Here is a 15,216-nt window from a genome sequence, read left to right on the forward strand (position 1 = left end):
CACCGGAGACCCCGTGACCGTCCCCCCGCTCCTCACCGGCCTCGACGTCGACGGCGCCGGCGCGCACCCGGCCGCCGCCGCGCTGTCCGGCCTCGCGCCCGCCGACCTCGTGTCGGGCGCCCGCCTGGCCCGCGCCGTCCGGCACGCCGAGCACGCCGGCCTGACCTTCGTCACCTTCGCCGACGCCGCCCTCGCCGCCGTCCCGGGCGACCCCACCGGGGCCCGCCTCGACGCGGTCACCCGCGCCGCGTTCGTCGCCCGCACGACCACGGCGATCGGCCTGGTGCCCGAGGTGCCGACCACCTACCCGGAGCCGTTCCACGTCGCGACGCAGCTCGCCTCGCTCGACCTGGCCGCGTCCGGCCGCGCGGGCTGGCTGGCCGCGGTGACCCCCGGCGACGCCGCCCCGGCGGCGTACGGTCGCGCGCCGGTCGCCGACCTCGGCCGCGAGGCCCGGGACGTCGTGCAGGTCGTCCGCGACCTGTGGGACTCCTGGGAGGACGACGCGGTGATCCGCGACGTCGGCACCGGCCGGTACGTCGACCGGGACCGGATCCACCCGGTGAACTTCGCCGGGGAGTCGTTCTCCGTCGTGGGCCCGCTCATCACGCCGCGGCCTCCGCAGGGCCAGCCCGTCGTCCTGGCGCGGGCCGGGGACGTCGCCGGTCCCGGCCGGGACGGCGAGCGCCTGGTGGACGTCGTGCTGGTCGGCGGTCCCGACGCCGCGGGCGCCCGGGCCGCGGCACGGGCTGCGGCAGACGCCGACCCCGGCGCGCGGGCGGTGGTGGAGGTGCAGGTGGTCCTCGACGCCGGCGGCCGCACGGCCGTGGACCGGCTCGCCGAGCTCGACGCCGCCGAGCCGTGGGCGCCGGGCACCGCGCTGCGCCACGTGGGCACGGCGGCCGGGCTGCGCGCCCTGCTGGCCGAGCTCGCGGACGACCCCGCCGTGGCCGGGGTCCGGCTGCTCGCCGCCGCGCTCGACGCCGACCTGCCGGTGCTGGCCCGGGACGTGCTGCCCGCCCTGCGCGCCGACCGGCGGACCGCCGCCCCGCGCGCGGGCACCACCCTGCGCGACCACCTGGGCCTGACCCGGCCCGAGAACCGCTTCGCGGGCGCGGCCCGCGCGACCGCCTGAGGAGCCCCGCCGTGACGCAGCACACCGAGCCGACCGACCGCACCGCCGACGAGGAGTACCCGATCACCCGCCCCGACGCCGAGGTGCACTTCGGCGTCTTCTTCCAGGGCGTCAACCACACGACCATCTGGTCCGACCCCGAGTCCGGCTCGCAGACGGACTTCGCGTCCTTCGAGCGGGTCGCGCGCACCGCCGAGCGCGGCTTGTTCGACGCGTTCTTCCTCGGCGAGGGCCTCCGCCTGCGGGAGAGCCGGGGCCGGCTGCACGACCTCGACGTCGTCGGCCGCCCCGACGCGATCACGCAGCTCGCCGCGCTGGCCGCCGTGACGGAGCGGATCGGCCTGGTCGCCACCCAGAACACCACGTACAACGACCCCGTCGACCTGGCCCGGCGGCTCGCGAGCCTGGACGTGCTGTCCGGCGGGCGCGCCGCCTGGAACGTCGTGACCACCGACAACGCGTGGACCGGCGAGAACTTCCGCCGCGGCGGCTACCTCGACCACGCCCGCCGCTACGACCGCGCCGAGCAGGTCCTCGCGACGGCCCGGCGCATCTGGGACGCGTGGCCGGACGGCCCCGGCGGGCGGGTCGCGCGCGTCGAGGCGCACGGCGACCTGCTGGACGTGACCATCGACCCCACGACGCCGCGCAGCCCGCAGGGGCACCCGGTGATCTTCCAGGCCGGCGACTCGGCGCAGGGCCGGGACTTCGCCGCGCGGTCGGCGGACGTGATCTTCTCCCGGCACGGGTCGGTGCTCGCGGACGCGCTGGAGTTCGCGGCGGACATCCGGGCGCGCGCCGTCGCGGCGGGCCGGCCGGAGGACGACGTGAAGATCTTCCCGGGCACGGCGATCGTCGTCGGCGACACCCCCGCGGACGCCGAGGAGAAGGCGCGCTGGGTCGCCCGGCAGCAGGTCACGCCCGCCACCGCGCTGCACGTCGTCGGCACCATCTGGGGCGAGGACCTGGGCGGCTACGACCCCGACGGCCCGCTGCCCGCGCACGACCCGGCCGTGGCCGAGCTCGGCGGGGAGGGCGGCTCGTCGACCACCGGCGCCCGCACGCACGAGGTCGCGGCGCGGTGGCGCGCGCTCGCGGAGACCGAGGGCCTGTCCATCCGCGACCTGGTGATCCGCGTGTCCGGCGAGCGCGGCTTCGTCGGCACGCCGTCCGCGGTCGCCGACCGGCTGGTGCAATTCGTCCGCACGGGCGCCGTGGACGGGTTCAACCTGAGCCCGTGGCTCGTGCCGTCCGGGCTGGACGACGTCGTCGACCGGGTCGTCCCGGAGCTCCAGGAGCGCGGGGCGTACCGCACCGCGTACGCGGGGACCACGCTGCGGGAGCACCTGGGACTGCGGGGCCCGCTCACCCGCCGGGGCACGGCGGACGCGCGGGAGACGGCGCTCGCGGCCGTGTGACCGCAGCCCGCCCGGGGCCCGGGCGCCCCGGGCTCAGCCCTCGGCCGGCACCAGGTCCAGCAGGGAGTCGAGCCCGGTCACCTGCAGCGTCATCAGCGGTGCCCCGGTCGCGCCGCGCACGCGCAGCCGCTCGGGCCGCCGGTGCGGGGCGATCGACACGAGGAGCGCGATCGCCGACGAGTCGATGAACGTGGCCGCGGTCAGGTCGACCTCCTCGACCCCGGACGTCGCGAGCACCCGGCCCGCGGCGACCTCGTCGACGCCGAGCTCCTCGGCGAACGTGTGCACCACGTCGATGTCGATCTCGCCCTCGGCGCGCAGCACGGCGGGGCGGTCCGGGTCGACGCGCAGGCGGCCGCCGGGCGGCTGGGCGCCCGCGGGCGTCGGGAGCGAGGTCACGGGGTCAGTATGCGGGCGGGGCCCCGTCCCGTCGCGCCGAGTGCGCGCCCGGCCAGCCGGAGGGTGACGGCCGGGGTGAGGTCGGAGGCGGTCCTGCCGTGTCGGCGGGCCGTGGGCTGCGGCGGCGGGTACGGTCGGCGGGTGCCTGGGACGAGTCGCGGTGACGAGCGCGCGTTCCCGTCGTCGGCCTCGTCCCTGGCGAGCGCCCGCAGCTGGTCGATGGAACGGGCGGGCGCGGCCGGCGCGCCGGACGACGTCGTGGACGCCGTGCAGCTCGCGATGAGCGAGGCGTTCACGAACGCGCTGCGGCACGCCCCCGGCACCCGGACGATCACCGTCAGCGTCGTCGGTGCGCGCCGGCAGCTCACCTACGAGGTCGGCGACGCCGCCGCCGCCGTGCTCCCCCGCCGGCGCAGCAACCGCGAGGGGCTTCCCGGCGGGCACGGGCTGCACATCCTCGACGCCGTCACGTCGGCGTGGGGCTGGCGGCCCGCGCCCGACGGCGGCAAGGTCGTCTGGTTCACGCTCCGCTGGTGACGGCCGGCGGGGCTCGGCCGCCGGTGACGGTCCTGCGACCCGACGGTGGTGTGACCCGCCGAGCGCCGGCGCGCGGCCCTGCCGTACCGTCTGCCTCAGCGGTCCGCCCCCGGTGACGAGGCGGACCCCGGGGCGAGGGGGTCAGGTGCGGGGCACGACGGTGGGGCAGCGCTCCCTGGTGTCGGCCGTGGCGACCGACCTCGGCCGGACGATGGCCCTCGACGAGGCCGTCGAGCGCTTGACCCGCCTGCTCGTCCCCGCGGTCGCCGACTGGTGCCTGGTGACGCTCGTCGACGACGACGAGTCCCGCGCCCCGCGCCGCCGGCTGCGCGACGTCGGCTGGTGGCACGCCGACCCGGCCCGCCGGGACCAGGTCGCCGCGTACGCGCGCGAGCGGATCGGGGCGCTCGTCCCGGGGTCGATGCTCATGCGCGCGATCGACTCCGGCGAGGTGGTGCACGTGCACGACGCCGCGGTCGAGGCGCTGGACCGCGTGCTCCTCCCGGGACCCGCCCGGGACCTGGTCGGGCTGCTCGCGCCGAGCTCTCTCACCGTCGCCCCGCTCAGGAGCCGCGGGCGCACGCTCGGCGCCGTCAGCCTCTTCAACGGCCCCGGCCGGCCGCCCTTGTCGCCGCAGGAGGTCGCCTCCGTGGTGGAGGTGATCGCCACGGCCGCGATCGCCCTGGACAACGCGCGGCTCTACCGACGGCAGCGCGACGTCGCCGCGACGTTCCAGCGCTCGCTGCTCACGGCGCCGGTCGAGCCCGACCACATGCAGGTCGTCGTCCGCTACCAGCCCGCGGCGGAGGCGGCCCGCGTCGGCGGCGACTGGTACGACGCGTTCCTGCAGCACGACGGCGGCACGATGCTCGTCATCGGCGACGTGGTCGGGCACGACGTCGAGGCCGCGGCGCTCATGTCGCAGCTCCGGTCGATGCTCCGCGCGTTCGCGGTCGTCACGCGGAACAGCCCGGCCGACGTGCTGGCCCTGCTCGACGCCGCCGTCCGGACGCTGCAGATCCCGGCGCTCGCGACGGTCGTCGTCGCGCGCGTCGAGCAGACGCCCGAGGAGCGTGCCGCAGGCCGCACGCGGCTGCGCTGGTCCAGCGCGGGTCACCCGCCGCCGATGGTGGTCGGCCCCGATGGGACGGTCCGCGTGCTGGACGAGCAGCGGCCCGATCTGCTGCTCGGCATCGACCCCGCGCGGGAGCGGGTCGACCACGAGACGGTCCTCGCGTACCGCGAGACCGTCCTGCTCTACACCGACGGCCTGGTCGAGCGGCGGAACCGGCCGCTGCGCGCCGGGCTGGCCGACCTGCGCGCGGCGCTCGCCCGGCACGGCGCCCGGGACCTCGACGACCTGTGCGACGCGCTGCTCGCGGAGCTCCCCGGCGGGCCCGGTGAGGACGACGTCGCCCTGGTCGCCGTCCGGCTGCACCCGCAGGACCGGCCACGCCCCGCCGAGGCGGGGCCGGTGTCCGTCCCCCCGGACGTCCCCGCGCCCGGCCCGCGCTCGCGCTCCGAGGGGGCGGACGACGCGCCGGGCGGGTGATCGGCGGGTGCGCCGGCTCCCGGCGCGCGTCTAGCCTGCCCGGGTGCCCCCGATGACCCAGGCCCACCCGCTCGACGTCCTGCGTCGCCGCGGCAGCGAGAAGTGGGCGGCCCACCCGGACGACGTGCTCCCGCTGTTCGTGGCGGAGATGGACTACCCGCTCGCGCCCGCGATCACGGCGGCGCTCCGCGAGGCGCTGGAGCGCGGCGACACCGGGTACGTGCACGCCTCGGGCGGCGGCGCCAAGGAGGCGTTCGCGGGCTACGCGGCCGACGCGTGGGGCTGGTCCCCCGACCCCGCGCTGATGCGCACGGCCACCGACGTCAGCGTCGTCATCGTGGAGGCCCTGCGGCGGCTGGTCGAGCCGGGGCAGGGCGTCATCATCACGCCGCCGGTGTACCCGCCGTTCTTCGAGCTGGTCCCGGAGGCGGGCGCCGCCGTGGTCGAGGTGCCGCTGCTCGACGACGGGACCACCCACCGGCTCGACCTCGACGGCATCGACGCGGCCCTGGCGTCCGGCGCGGCCCGGGGCGTGCTGCTCTGCCACCCGCACAACCCCCTGGGCCTGGTGCACGACCGCGCCGACCTGGCGTCCCTCGCGGAGGTCGTCGAGCGGCACGGCGGGTTCGTGCTGAGCGACGAGATCCACGCGCCGCTCACCCACGCCGGCCGGACGTTCACGCCGTACCTGAGCGTGTCCGACGCGGCGCGCGCCCACGGGATCGCCGCGGAGTCCGGGAGCAAGGCGTTCAACCTCGCGGGGCTGAAGTGCGCGCTGGCCGTGGCCGCGGGCGGCCCGATGGCGGAGCTGGTGCTCGGGCTGCCCGAGGAGGTCACCGGCCGCACCGGCCACTTCGGCGCGATCGCCACCCGCGAGGGCTTCGCGCACGGCCGGGACTGGCTGGCCGGCACCATCGCCGCGATCGAGCACAACGCGGACCTCCTGGGGCGTCTGCTCGCCGACCGGCTGTCGCAGGTGCGGTACCGCCGCCCGGGCGCGAGCTACCTGGCGTGGCTCGACCTGTCGGCGCTCGGCTGGGGCGACGACCCGGCGGCGCGGGTGCTGGCGGACGCGCGGGTGGCGCTGACCAGCGGTCCGGACTTCGGCCGCCAGGGCGCGGGGTTCGCGCGGCTCAACCTCGCGTGCTCCCCCGAGGTCCTGACGGAGGCGGTCGACCGCATCGCCCGCGCGGCCGCCGCGGGCTGAGCCGCTGACCGAGGGAGGATCTGCGACATGACCGAGCGCCAGCTGCCGAAGTGGTCCGAGCTCCAGCCGCTGCTGCGGCCCAAGCCGATCCGCCTGGACCCGACGCGCCGCCGCCTGGAGGACGCCCTGACCATCGCGGACCTGCGGACCGTCGCCCGCCGCCGCACGCCGCGGTCGGTCTTCGACTACACCGACGGCGCCGCCGAGGCCGAGATCAGCCTGCGCCGCGCGCGCCGCCTGTTCCGGGACCTGGAGCTGCGGCCGTCGATCCTGCAGGACGTGTCCGAGGTCGACACGACCACCGACATGCTCGGCGAGCCCGCCGCGGTGCCGTTCTCCTTCGCGCCCACCGGGTTCACGCGGATGATGCACCACGAGGGCGAGCGGGCTGTCTCGCGGGTCGCCCAGCGCCGGGGCATCCCCTACGCTCTGTCGACGATGGGAACGACGTCGATCGAGGACGTCGCCGCCGCGGCGCCCGAGGCGCGCAAGTGGTTCCAGCTCTACGTGTGGAAGGACCGCTCGGCCGGCGAGGACCTGATGGCCCGGGCGAAGGCGTCGGGGTTCGAGGCGCTGCAGCTCACGGTCGACGTCCCCGTCGCAGGGGCGCGGCTGCGGGACACCCGCAACGGCTTCTCGATCCCGCCGGCCCTCTCGGTGAAGACGGTGCTGGACGCGGGCATGCACCCGGCGTGGTGGCTCAACCTGCTGACCACCCGGCCGCTGGAGTTCGCGTCCCTGTCCACCTGGGGCGGGACCGTCGCCGACCTGCTGGACGAGCTGTTCGACCCGACGATGACGATCGCCGACCTCGAGTGGCTGCGCGCGTCCTGGGACGGGCCGCTCGTCATCAAGGGCATCCAGACCGTCGACGACGCCCGCCGGGTGGTCGACGCCGGGGCGGACGCGATCGTGCTGTCCAACCACGGCGGGCGTCAGCTCGACCGTGCGCCGGTGCCGCTGCGGCTGCTGCCGGACGTCAAAGAGGCGGTCGGCGACCGGGCGGAGGTGTGGCTGGACACCGGCATCCTGTCGGGTGCCGACGTCGTGGCCGCGCTCGCGCTCGGGGCCGACGCGACGATGGTCGGGCGGGCGTACCTGTACGGGCTCATGGCCGGCGGCGAGCGCGGCGTCGACCGGGCGGCGGAGATCCTGACCCGCGAGGTGCGGCGCACGATGGCGCTGCTCGGCGTGCGGAGCGTGCGCGAGCTCGGGCCGCAGCACGTGCGGCTGCCGTAGCCGCCGGGGCGACGGGGGCGGGCGCGCTCACCTGCCGTTTCCGGCGCCGCCCTCGCCGATCGACGTGGGCGGGGCCGGAAGCCGTAGGCGTCGCGCTGGGCCGAGCGGGTGAGACCGCCCCAGTTCACCCGCCAACCACGACAAACCCGGGCAAACGGCGCCCTACGGTCGGCGCATGGACATCCGGCTCGTGCCGCTGGCCGACCTCACCGCCGACGACGCCCGCGCGTGGCAGCGGCTCGCGGCGGACGCGCTCGCGCCGAACATGTGCCTCGACCCGCGGTTCCTGCTGACCGCCCGCGCACGGCCGGACGCGCACGAGGTGCGGGTGCTCAGCGCGCGCGAGGGCGGCGAGTGGCTGGGCGCCCTGGCCGTCACCACCAAGCGGGTCGCCCCGCGGCTGCCGGTGCGCGCGCTGACCACCGGCGGGGAGTTCATGACCTCGCAGTGCGACCGGCACCACCCGCTGCTGCGCACCGGCCGCGCGCCCGAGGCCCTGGACGCCCTGCTCCGCGGCGCGCCGGACGTCGGGCTGCCCGGGCTCGCGCTGCTGCGCCGGTTCCCCGCGGAGGGCCCGCTCGCCGAGGTGCTCGACGGGGTGGCGACCCGACGCCGGATGCGGGTGCACGAGCGCAGCCGAGACGTCGGCGCCTGGGCGCCCCGGGAGGCGTTCGACGTGCTGCCGGTGCCGGATCCCGTCGACGGGGTCGTCGTGGACCCGCCGCTGTCGACCGCGCACCTGCGCACCGACGACGCCCGGAACGTCCGGCGCGTCGCGCGCGGGCTGGCCCGCGAGCTCGGCGGGCCGCTGGAGCTGCGCGACGAGTCGGACGACCCCGCCGCCGTCGACCGGTTCGTCGCGCTGCAGGCCGCGGGCTGGAAGGGCGACCCGGCGCGCGGCGGCGCGGCGCTCGGCCTGGACCCCGCGGACGAGCGCTGGTTCCGGGAGATGGTCGACGCGTTCCGCCGGGACGGGGACCTGGACGCGCTCCGGCTCACCGCGGGCGGCGAGACGATCTGGGCCGGGTTCCACGTCCGGTCGGGCGGCGCGTGGTTCGGGCTGCTCGACGCGTACGACGAGCGGTTCCGCCGGTTCAGCCCCGGGTCGGTGGGCCGTCTCGCCGCGCTGACCTACCTGTTCGGCACGACGGACGCGCCGTTCGTCGACCCCGGGTTCGGCTCGCACTACGCCGTCGGTGCGCGGCTCTGGCCCGCGGCGCGCCCGCAGGTCGACCTGCTCGTGGCGGCGCGCGGCCCGGCGGCGCACGCGGTGCTGCGCGCGGTCCCCCTGGCCCGGCGGCTGGGGGTCGCGGCCTGAGTGCCACCGGGACCGGGCATGCTGGTGGCCCACCACCCGCGCGCCGGAAGGACCCACCCGTGAGCGTCGTCGTCGAGACCGCCCGCCCCGACGAGGCCGCCGCGTGCGCGCGCCTGCTCGCCGACGCGCTCGGCGACGACCCGGTGATCCGGGCGATGGTCCCCGGCGACCGCGACCGCACCGCCCGGCTCGTCGCGATGCACGTCGCGCAGCTGCGGTCGGGCCCGCTGCCGGGCGGCTCGGTCGACGTGGCGCGCGCCGAGCCGGGCGGTCCGGTGCTCGGGGTGGCGGTGTGGCACGCCCCGGGCCCGGGCGCCCCGCTCGGCGAGCGCCTGCGGCAGCTGCCGGCCGTCGTGCGGGCGATCGGGCTGCGGCACCTGCCCACCGCCGCGGCGCAGATGGCGCGGTACGAGCGGCACCGGCCCCGGCGGCCGCACTGGTACCTGGAGGAGATCGCCGTGGGGCCGGACGCGCGCGGGCTCGGGGTCGGCTCGGCGCTGCTCCGGCACGGGCTGGCGCGGGTCGACGCCGCGGGCCTGCCGGCGTACCTGGAGGCGACGACCGACGCGAGCCGCCGGCTCTACGAGCGGTTCGGGTTCGTGGCGACGGGCCCGGTCCCGGTGCGGGGACCGCGCCCCTGGGCCATGCTCCGCGAGCCCGCGACGGCCTGAGGCGCCCGGGCGTCAGCTCTGGTGGGCGCCCCAGCCGTGCCAGCGCTCGACCTCGACGACCGCCGAGAACCGCGGGTTCTCCCGGTCCGGGTACGGGTGCCCGGTGTAGTGCTCGGAGAGCGCGTCGATGCCCGACCGGTCGGCGTCCTCGGTGATCTCCACGACCCGCCCGATCAGGGTGACGTGCGTGTACCAGTCGTCCGAGTCCAGGACGGTGAGCGTCACCCGCGGGTCCCGGCGCAGGTGCGCCAGCCGGACGCGCGTGCCGTCGAGGTTGAGCAGCACCCGGCCGTCCTCGCGCCACAGGTACCAGGTCGCGGCGGACACCGGCGTGCCGTCCGAGCGCAGCGTCGCCATCACGGCGGGGTTCGGGCGGCGGAGCATCGCGACGGCGTCGGACGGCAGCGGGGGCGTGGCCACGGGTGGACCTCCTGGGAGCGCGGGTGGGGCGGGCCCAGTGTCGCCCACCCGGCCGCCCGGCGCGCGACCCACCCACCGCGGGTCGCGCACCCGCGGCGCGGGTCTGGGACGATCGGGGCCAAACCGACGGCGACGGGCCCACCGCGCGCTCCCGCGGCACGCCAGGAAGGGACCCGCCCATGACGCAGCCGGCAGCCACCCCGGCCCCGACGCCGGCCCCGGACCCGGGCCGCGGGACGGCCGCGGCCGGCGCGACGGACCCCGACGCCGCGACCGCGCCGCCCCGCGCACCGGGCGCCGTGCCCGCGGCACCCGGCGCCGAGGCCGCCCCGGTCCGCCACCGGCACCGCCCCCGGCCGCCGAGCCCCGCCGGCGTCGTGGGCGGCACCCTGTTCGCGATGCTCGCCATGACCCCGTCGCTGCTCCCCCGCGACTGGCTGTTCCAGGCCCTGGTGTCCGGCATCTCGGCGGCGCTGGGGTACGGGCTCGGCGTCGCGCTCGCCTGGACGCTGCGGCACGTGCCCGCCTGGCGACGCCTGATGGCGGCCGCCCGCCACCGGGTGCCGCCGCGGGTGCGGACCGCGGTGCGGCCGTGGCTCGCCCCGGCCATGGCCGTCGCCGTCGTGGGCGGGCTCCTCCTGGCGCTGGTCAACGGCGCGCGCTGGCAGCGGGAGATGACCGCGGCGATCGGCATGCCCGGGCCGAGCACCGGCGACTGGCTCCGCGCCGGGCCGCTGCTGGTGCTGGTGGCGGCGGCGTTCGTGCTGCTCGCCCGCGGGCTGCGCTGGGTGGGCCTGCGGCTCGAGCGCGGCCTGCGGCGCTGGTTGCGGTTCCCGCGGCTGCTCGCCGGCGCGGTGGCCGTCGTGCTGGTGGCGGTGCTGACCGTCGTGCTGGTCAACGACGTGCTGCTGGGCCGGGCGCTGTCCGCGGCGGACGGCGCGTTCGCGCTGGCGAACACCCGGGACCACCCGGGCGTCACGCAGCCGGAGGCGGCGGAGCGGTCCGGGTCCCCGGAGTCGCTGGTGCCGTGGGACACCCTCGGCCGGGAGGGCCGCCGGTTCGTGGCCGAGGGCCCCACCGCCGACGAGCTGGCGGCCGCCTCCCCCGACGGCCCGACCACCACGCCGGTCCGGGTCTACGCGGGCCTGGACAGCGCCGACACCGCCGAGGGACGCGCCGCCCTGGCGGTCGACGACCTCGAGCGCGCCGGGGCGTTCGACCGCGCGGTCCTCCTGGTCGTCACCACGACCGGCAGCGGCTGGGTCAACGACGCCGCGGTCTCCGCGCTGGAGCTGATGCACGGCGGCGACACCGCCACCGTCGCGACGCAGTACTCGTACCTGCCGAGCTGGCTGTCGTTCCTGGTCGACCGGTCCCGAGCCGCCGACGAGGCGCGGGCGCTCGCCGCCGCCGTCGAGGCCCGCGTGGCCGAGCTGCCCGCGGACGACCGCCCGGAGCTGCTGGCCTACGGCGAGAGCCTCGGCTCCTACGGCTCGGAGAGCGCCTACGACTCGCTCGCCGACATCCGCGCCCGCACCGACGGCGTGCTCTGGGTCGGCCCGCCGAACTCGAACCCCGTGTGGCACGCGCTCATGGAGCGGCGCGACCCCGGCACCACGTCCGCGGCCCCGGTGTACGCGAGCGGCCTGCTCGTGCGGTTCGCCGGCGACACCGAGCAGATGGCCACCCCGCCGACCGCCTGGGAAGACCCGCGGGTGCTGTACCTGCAGCACGCGTCCGACCCGATCGTCTGGTGGGGCCCGGACCTGCTGCTCAGCCGCCCGGACTGGCTCGCCGAGCCGCACTCCGGCGAGGGCGGCCTGACGATGACCTGGTACCCGCTGGTGACGTTCTGGCAGCTGACGTTCGACCTGGTCAACTCCAAGTCGGTGCCGGACGGGCACGGGCACAACTACGACGCGCTGACGCTCGACGGCTGGGTGGCCGTCGCGGCGCCGGACGGGTGGACCGACGCGGACACCGCGCGGGTGCGGGCGGTGCTGGAGCAGCGCGCGGGCTGAGGGCGGCCGCCCCTCAGTCGAGCACCCAGGTGCTGTCCGGTCCGGTACCGCGCAGCACGGGGCCGTCGCCCCGCAGCGCCGACACGCCCTCCGGGAGCTCGGTCGCCCAGAGCCGGCGCCCGTCGCCGAGTCCGTAGGCGGCCAGCAGCGGCGTCCCGTCGTCGGGGTCCCGCTCGGTGCGCAGCAGCGCCCGCCCGTCGGACATCAGAGCCGCACCCACGCCCGGGGCTCCGGGGGTCGCCCAGCGCTCCTCGCCGCTGGCCAGGTCCACCGCCCACACCGTCTCCCGCGTCGCGCCGTACACGAGACCGTCCAGCACGACGAGGTTCGACCCGACGTCGAGCGCGAGCGGTCGCTCCCACGCGGTCACCCCGGTGCGGGCGTCGACGGCACGGAGGAACCCCTCCGGCGAGGAGCCGTCGTAGCGCCGCAGCAGGACGAGGTCCGGCCCGCTGCCGTCGTCCGGGTACGCGGTCTCCGGGGTGCCCTCGGTGCGGACGGCCCCGTGGTCCGTGAGCACCCGGGACGCCGTGCTGCCGGGCGCGTCGACGACGCGGTCGCCCCGGCCGAGGACGAGGTTCGTGCCGGAGCCCTCGATCATCCCGGTCGCCGCGTCGAGCGACCAGGTCGCACTGTCGGCGCCGACCCACACGTGGCCGCCGGCGACCTCCAGCCACGGCCGGGTGCCGTCGTCGGGGACGACGACGTCCGGCACCTCCGTCCGCCAGCTCACCGCCGCCTCGTCGCCGAGCGGCGCACGCGCGACCACCAGGCCCGCCCCCTCGGGTCGAGCCGTGACCACCGCCTCGCCGACGAGCACCGCGGACGCACCCGGCTCCAGGGTCGCGACCTCCTCGACCCGCCCGTCCCCGAGATCCACCCGCAGCAGCCGGGCCTGCCACTCCCGCCAGTCGCCCGCCCCGGTCAGCACCGTGCAGCCGAGCGCGGTGGCGGTCGGCGCGGAGCCGGGCGCGCACCGCACGTCCCGCACCGCGCCCTCGGGCGCGGCGTCCACCAGGCGGGCGCGCCACGCGTCGCGGCCGGTCGCCGCGTCGACGGCGACGACGTCCCAGGCGCCGTCCTCCCGGATCCAGGGCAGCGCGAGCAGGCCCCCGGTCGTCCGCACGGCCTCCGCCACGAACAGCTCGGCGCGCAGGCGCTGCGGCCACGCGTGCGCCGTGAGCCCGGGCCGCACCGTCGCGCCGAGCACGCCGTCGACTGCGCGCAGCCGCTCGGCCGCGGCCTCGGCTCGCGACTCCCCGACCACGTGGGACCCGACCAGCGCGGTCACCACGACCACGGGAACCGGCCACCAGCGGCGGAGGGCGCGCAGCAGTCGCGCGCGCCGGGCCCGGGCCGGGTCGCCTGCAAAGACGGCCCGGTCGGCGGGCCGCTCGGCCCCGTGCTCGTCCAGCAGCACGTCCACCCGGTCGCCCCCCATGCCCGCCAACCTACGGGTGCCGGCTGCGCGCGCGGGCGGGTTCGGCGGATCGACCGCGGCGGATGAGGCGGCGGGCGCGGGACCCGGAGGAGCGTGGGACGCGACCCGACCACCGCTCCCGGAGGGACCCACCATGCCCGGCCACCGCACGCACCCGACCCGGTTCTCCCCCGAGGCCGACCGCGACGAGGTCATCCGCAGCACGCTCGGCCGCGCGGTGCACGGCGCCGCCGACGTCGGCGAGGTGCTGGCCGCCGTCGCGGACGTGCACGCCAAGGACCACGACGCCTGGTTCGCGGCGTGGCGGGACCTCGGCGAGCGCGTGGCCGCGCAGGGCGACGCGTCCGCCGCGGAGGGGCACCGGGTCAGCGCGGCCTCGGCCTACCTGCGCGCGTCGGCCTACCTCGCGGTCGCGGTGAACGCCGTGGCGGCGCTCGAGTCGGAGGACGACCTGCTGCCGACGTTCCGCGCGCACCGCCGCGCCTGGGACGCGTGGGTCGACCACGCCGACCTCGACGTCGTGCGGGTGTCCGTCCCCTACGAGGGCGACGCGCTGCCCGGCTACCTGTTCCTCGCCCCCGGCGACGGCCCGCGCCCGACCGTCGTGGCCGTCAACGGCAGCGACGGCTCGCTGACGTCGCTGTGGGTCGAGTGCGTCGCCGGGGCGCTCGCCCGCGGCTACCACGCGCTGGTGTTCGACGGCCCCGGGCAGCAGTCGCTGCTGTTCGAGCGCGGGGTGCCGTTCCGCCCGGACTGGGAGAAGGTGCTGACGCCGGTGCTGGACGCGGTCGTCGCGCGCCCCGAGGTCGACGGCGACCGGGTGGCCGTCTACGGCGTGAGCCAGGCCGGGTACTGGGTCGCGCGGGCGCTGGCCTTCGAGCACCGGCCGGTCGCCGCGGTGCTCGACCCCGGGGTGGTGTCCGTCGCCGCGTCCTGGGAGCACGAGGTGCCCGGGAGCCTGCTCAAGCTGCTCGACAAGGGCGAGGACCACGCGTTCGACCGGGACATGGAGCTCGGCATGAAGCTGTCCCGGACGACCGCCCGGACCTGGCGGTTCCGCGCCCGGCCCTACGGCGCGGACGGCTACGCGGCGACGCTGCGGGAGGTGCGCCGGTACGACGTCGCGGACGTGGCCGACCGGATCACGACGCCCCTGCTGATCACCGACCCCGAGGGCGAGCCGTTCTGGCCCGGGCAGTCGCAGCGGCTCGCGGCGCTGACCCCGTCGGTGTCGACGCTGGCGCCGTTCACCGCCGCCGAGGGCGCGGACGGCCACTGCCAGCCGCTGGCCCGCGCGCTGACCGACCAGCGGGTGTTCGACTGGCTGGACGGCTACCTGCGGGGCTGACCCGCGGCCGGCCGGCGCCGGGTGCGGGTGCGGGCCCCGCCCGCGCGGGCGAGGCTGGCCGCATGGGTGCGCGGGTGCGGGTGGTGGTCGTCGGGCAGGTCGGCCGGGACCTCGTGCTCACCGTCGACGGCGTGCCGGACGCCGGCGGCTCGGCGGACGTGCGCGCGCGGTCGGAGCTGCTCGGGGGCAAGGGCGCGAACCAGGCGCGGGCGTGCGCGCAGCTCGGGGCCGACGCGGAGCTGGTCGGGGTCGTCGGCGAGGACGAGGCCGGGCGGGCGGTGCTCGGCGAGGCGCGGGCGGCGGCGCTCGGCGTCGACGGGGTGGTCGTCCGGCGCGGGGCGCGCACCGCGCTGCTCGTCGACGTGGTCGGCCCGCCGGGCGAGCGGCGGCTCCTCGAGCACGTCGAGCCGGCCGTGCTGCTGACCGCGGCCGACGTCGCCTGGATCGCCGGCAAGGCGGTGGACGCGGCGTGGAAGGCGGCGTCCGGGCACAAGCCGCCGAAGCCCGAGG

Annotated in this window: 14 protein-coding genes; 11 read left to right on the plus strand and 3 right to left on the minus strand. The window is 77.9% G+C overall.

The annotated features are described in order from the left end of the window. Window positions 1-13: 13 nt before the first annotated feature. Window positions 14-1,135, plus strand: a complete 1,122-nt coding sequence (locus KVT14_RS01180) for an LLM class flavin-dependent oxidoreductase (protein WP_217613958.1) — start codon at window positions 14-16, stop codon at window positions 1,133-1,135. Window positions 1,136-1,197: 62 nt separating this feature from the next. Beyond that, complete coding sequence (locus KVT14_RS01185; RefSeq protein ID WP_217613996.1) at window positions 1,198-2,553, plus strand: NtaA/DmoA family FMN-dependent monooxygenase; 1,356 nt, start codon at window positions 1,198-1,200, stop codon at window positions 2,551-2,553. A gap of 33 nt (window positions 2,554-2,586) precedes the next feature. Here KVT14_RS01185 and KVT14_RS01190 read toward each other — a convergent pair whose 3' ends face one another. Continuing rightward, a complete protein-coding gene (locus KVT14_RS01190) occupies window positions 2,587-2,952 on the minus strand; it encodes an STAS domain-containing protein (protein ID WP_217613959.1) in 366 nt (121 codons plus the stop codon). Between the two features lie 141 nt (window positions 2,953-3,093). On the opposite strand from KVT14_RS01190, the gene KVT14_RS23090 reads away from it, so the two are divergent. The 6 genes from KVT14_RS23090 (at window position 3,094) to KVT14_RS23345 (ending at window position 9,476) form a co-directional block, all read left to right on the plus strand. Continuing rightward, entirely contained in the window at window positions 3,094-3,489 is a 396-nt protein-coding gene (locus KVT14_RS23090; RefSeq protein ID WP_217613960.1) for an ATP-binding protein, read from the plus strand. Between the two features lie 145 nt (window positions 3,490-3,634). Continuing rightward, a complete protein-coding gene (locus tag KVT14_RS01200) occupies window positions 3,635-5,041 on the plus strand; it encodes a SpoIIE family protein phosphatase (RefSeq protein WP_308160806.1) in 1,407 nt (468 codons plus the stop codon). Between the two features lie 52 nt (window positions 5,042-5,093). After that, on the plus strand, window positions 5,094-6,248 hold the full coding sequence (locus KVT14_RS01205) for a MalY/PatB family protein (RefSeq protein ID WP_217613998.1): 1,155 nt from the start codon (window positions 5,094-5,096) through the stop codon (window positions 6,246-6,248). A 27-nt stretch (window positions 6,249-6,275) separates the two neighbouring features. Further along, window positions 6,276-7,487 (plus strand): alpha-hydroxy acid oxidase, encoded by a 1,212-nt coding sequence (locus KVT14_RS01210; RefSeq protein WP_217613961.1) that lies wholly within the window; start codon window positions 6,276-6,278, stop codon window positions 7,485-7,487. Window positions 7,488-7,662: 175 nt separating this feature from the next. Beyond that, on the plus strand, window positions 7,663-8,805 hold the full coding sequence (locus KVT14_RS01215; protein WP_217613962.1) for a GNAT family N-acetyltransferase: 1,143 nt from the start codon (window positions 7,663-7,665) through the stop codon (window positions 8,803-8,805). A gap of 59 nt (window positions 8,806-8,864) precedes the next feature. Next, window positions 8,865-9,476, plus strand: coding sequence for an N-acetyltransferase (locus KVT14_RS23345; protein ID WP_217613963.1), 612 nt, complete (start codon window positions 8,865-8,867; stop codon window positions 9,474-9,476). 12 nt (window positions 9,477-9,488) lie between these two features. On the opposite strand, the gene KVT14_RS01225 is transcribed toward KVT14_RS23345, so the two are convergent. Next, the gene (locus tag KVT14_RS01225; protein ID WP_217613964.1) at window positions 9,489-9,896 is read right to left on the minus strand and encodes a PPOX class F420-dependent oxidoreductase; all 408 of its coding nucleotides are present in this window, start codon (window positions 9,894-9,896) and stop codon (window positions 9,489-9,491) included. Between the two features lie 179 nt (window positions 9,897-10,075). Here KVT14_RS01225 and KVT14_RS01230 point away from each other — a divergent pair, with 179 nt between their 5' ends. Beyond that, complete coding sequence (locus KVT14_RS01230) at window positions 10,076-11,917, plus strand: alpha/beta-hydrolase family protein (RefSeq protein ID WP_217613965.1); 1,842 nt, start codon at window positions 10,076-10,078, stop codon at window positions 11,915-11,917. A 13-nt stretch (window positions 11,918-11,930) separates the two neighbouring features. On the opposite strand, the gene KVT14_RS01235 is transcribed toward KVT14_RS01230, so the two are convergent. Next, window positions 11,931-13,358 (minus strand): PQQ-binding-like beta-propeller repeat protein, encoded by a 1,428-nt coding sequence (locus KVT14_RS01235; protein WP_217613966.1) that lies wholly within the window; start codon window positions 13,356-13,358, stop codon window positions 11,931-11,933. Window positions 13,359-13,491: 133 nt separating this feature from the next. On the opposite strand from KVT14_RS01235, the gene KVT14_RS01240 reads away from it, so the two are divergent. Beyond that, complete coding sequence (locus KVT14_RS01240) at window positions 13,492-14,706, plus strand: S9 family peptidase (protein WP_217613967.1); 1,215 nt, start codon at window positions 13,492-13,494, stop codon at window positions 14,704-14,706. A 62-nt stretch (window positions 14,707-14,768) separates the two neighbouring features. Beyond that, window positions 14,769-15,216, plus strand: a 448-nt coding sequence (locus KVT14_RS01245; RefSeq protein ID WP_254630133.1) for a PfkB family carbohydrate kinase, incomplete at its 3' end; no start/stop codon positions are given.

Source organism: Cellulomonas sp. GbtcB1, assembly GCF_019091725.1.
GTDB lineage: Bacteria > Actinomycetota > Actinomycetes > Actinomycetales > Cellulomonadaceae > Cellulomonas.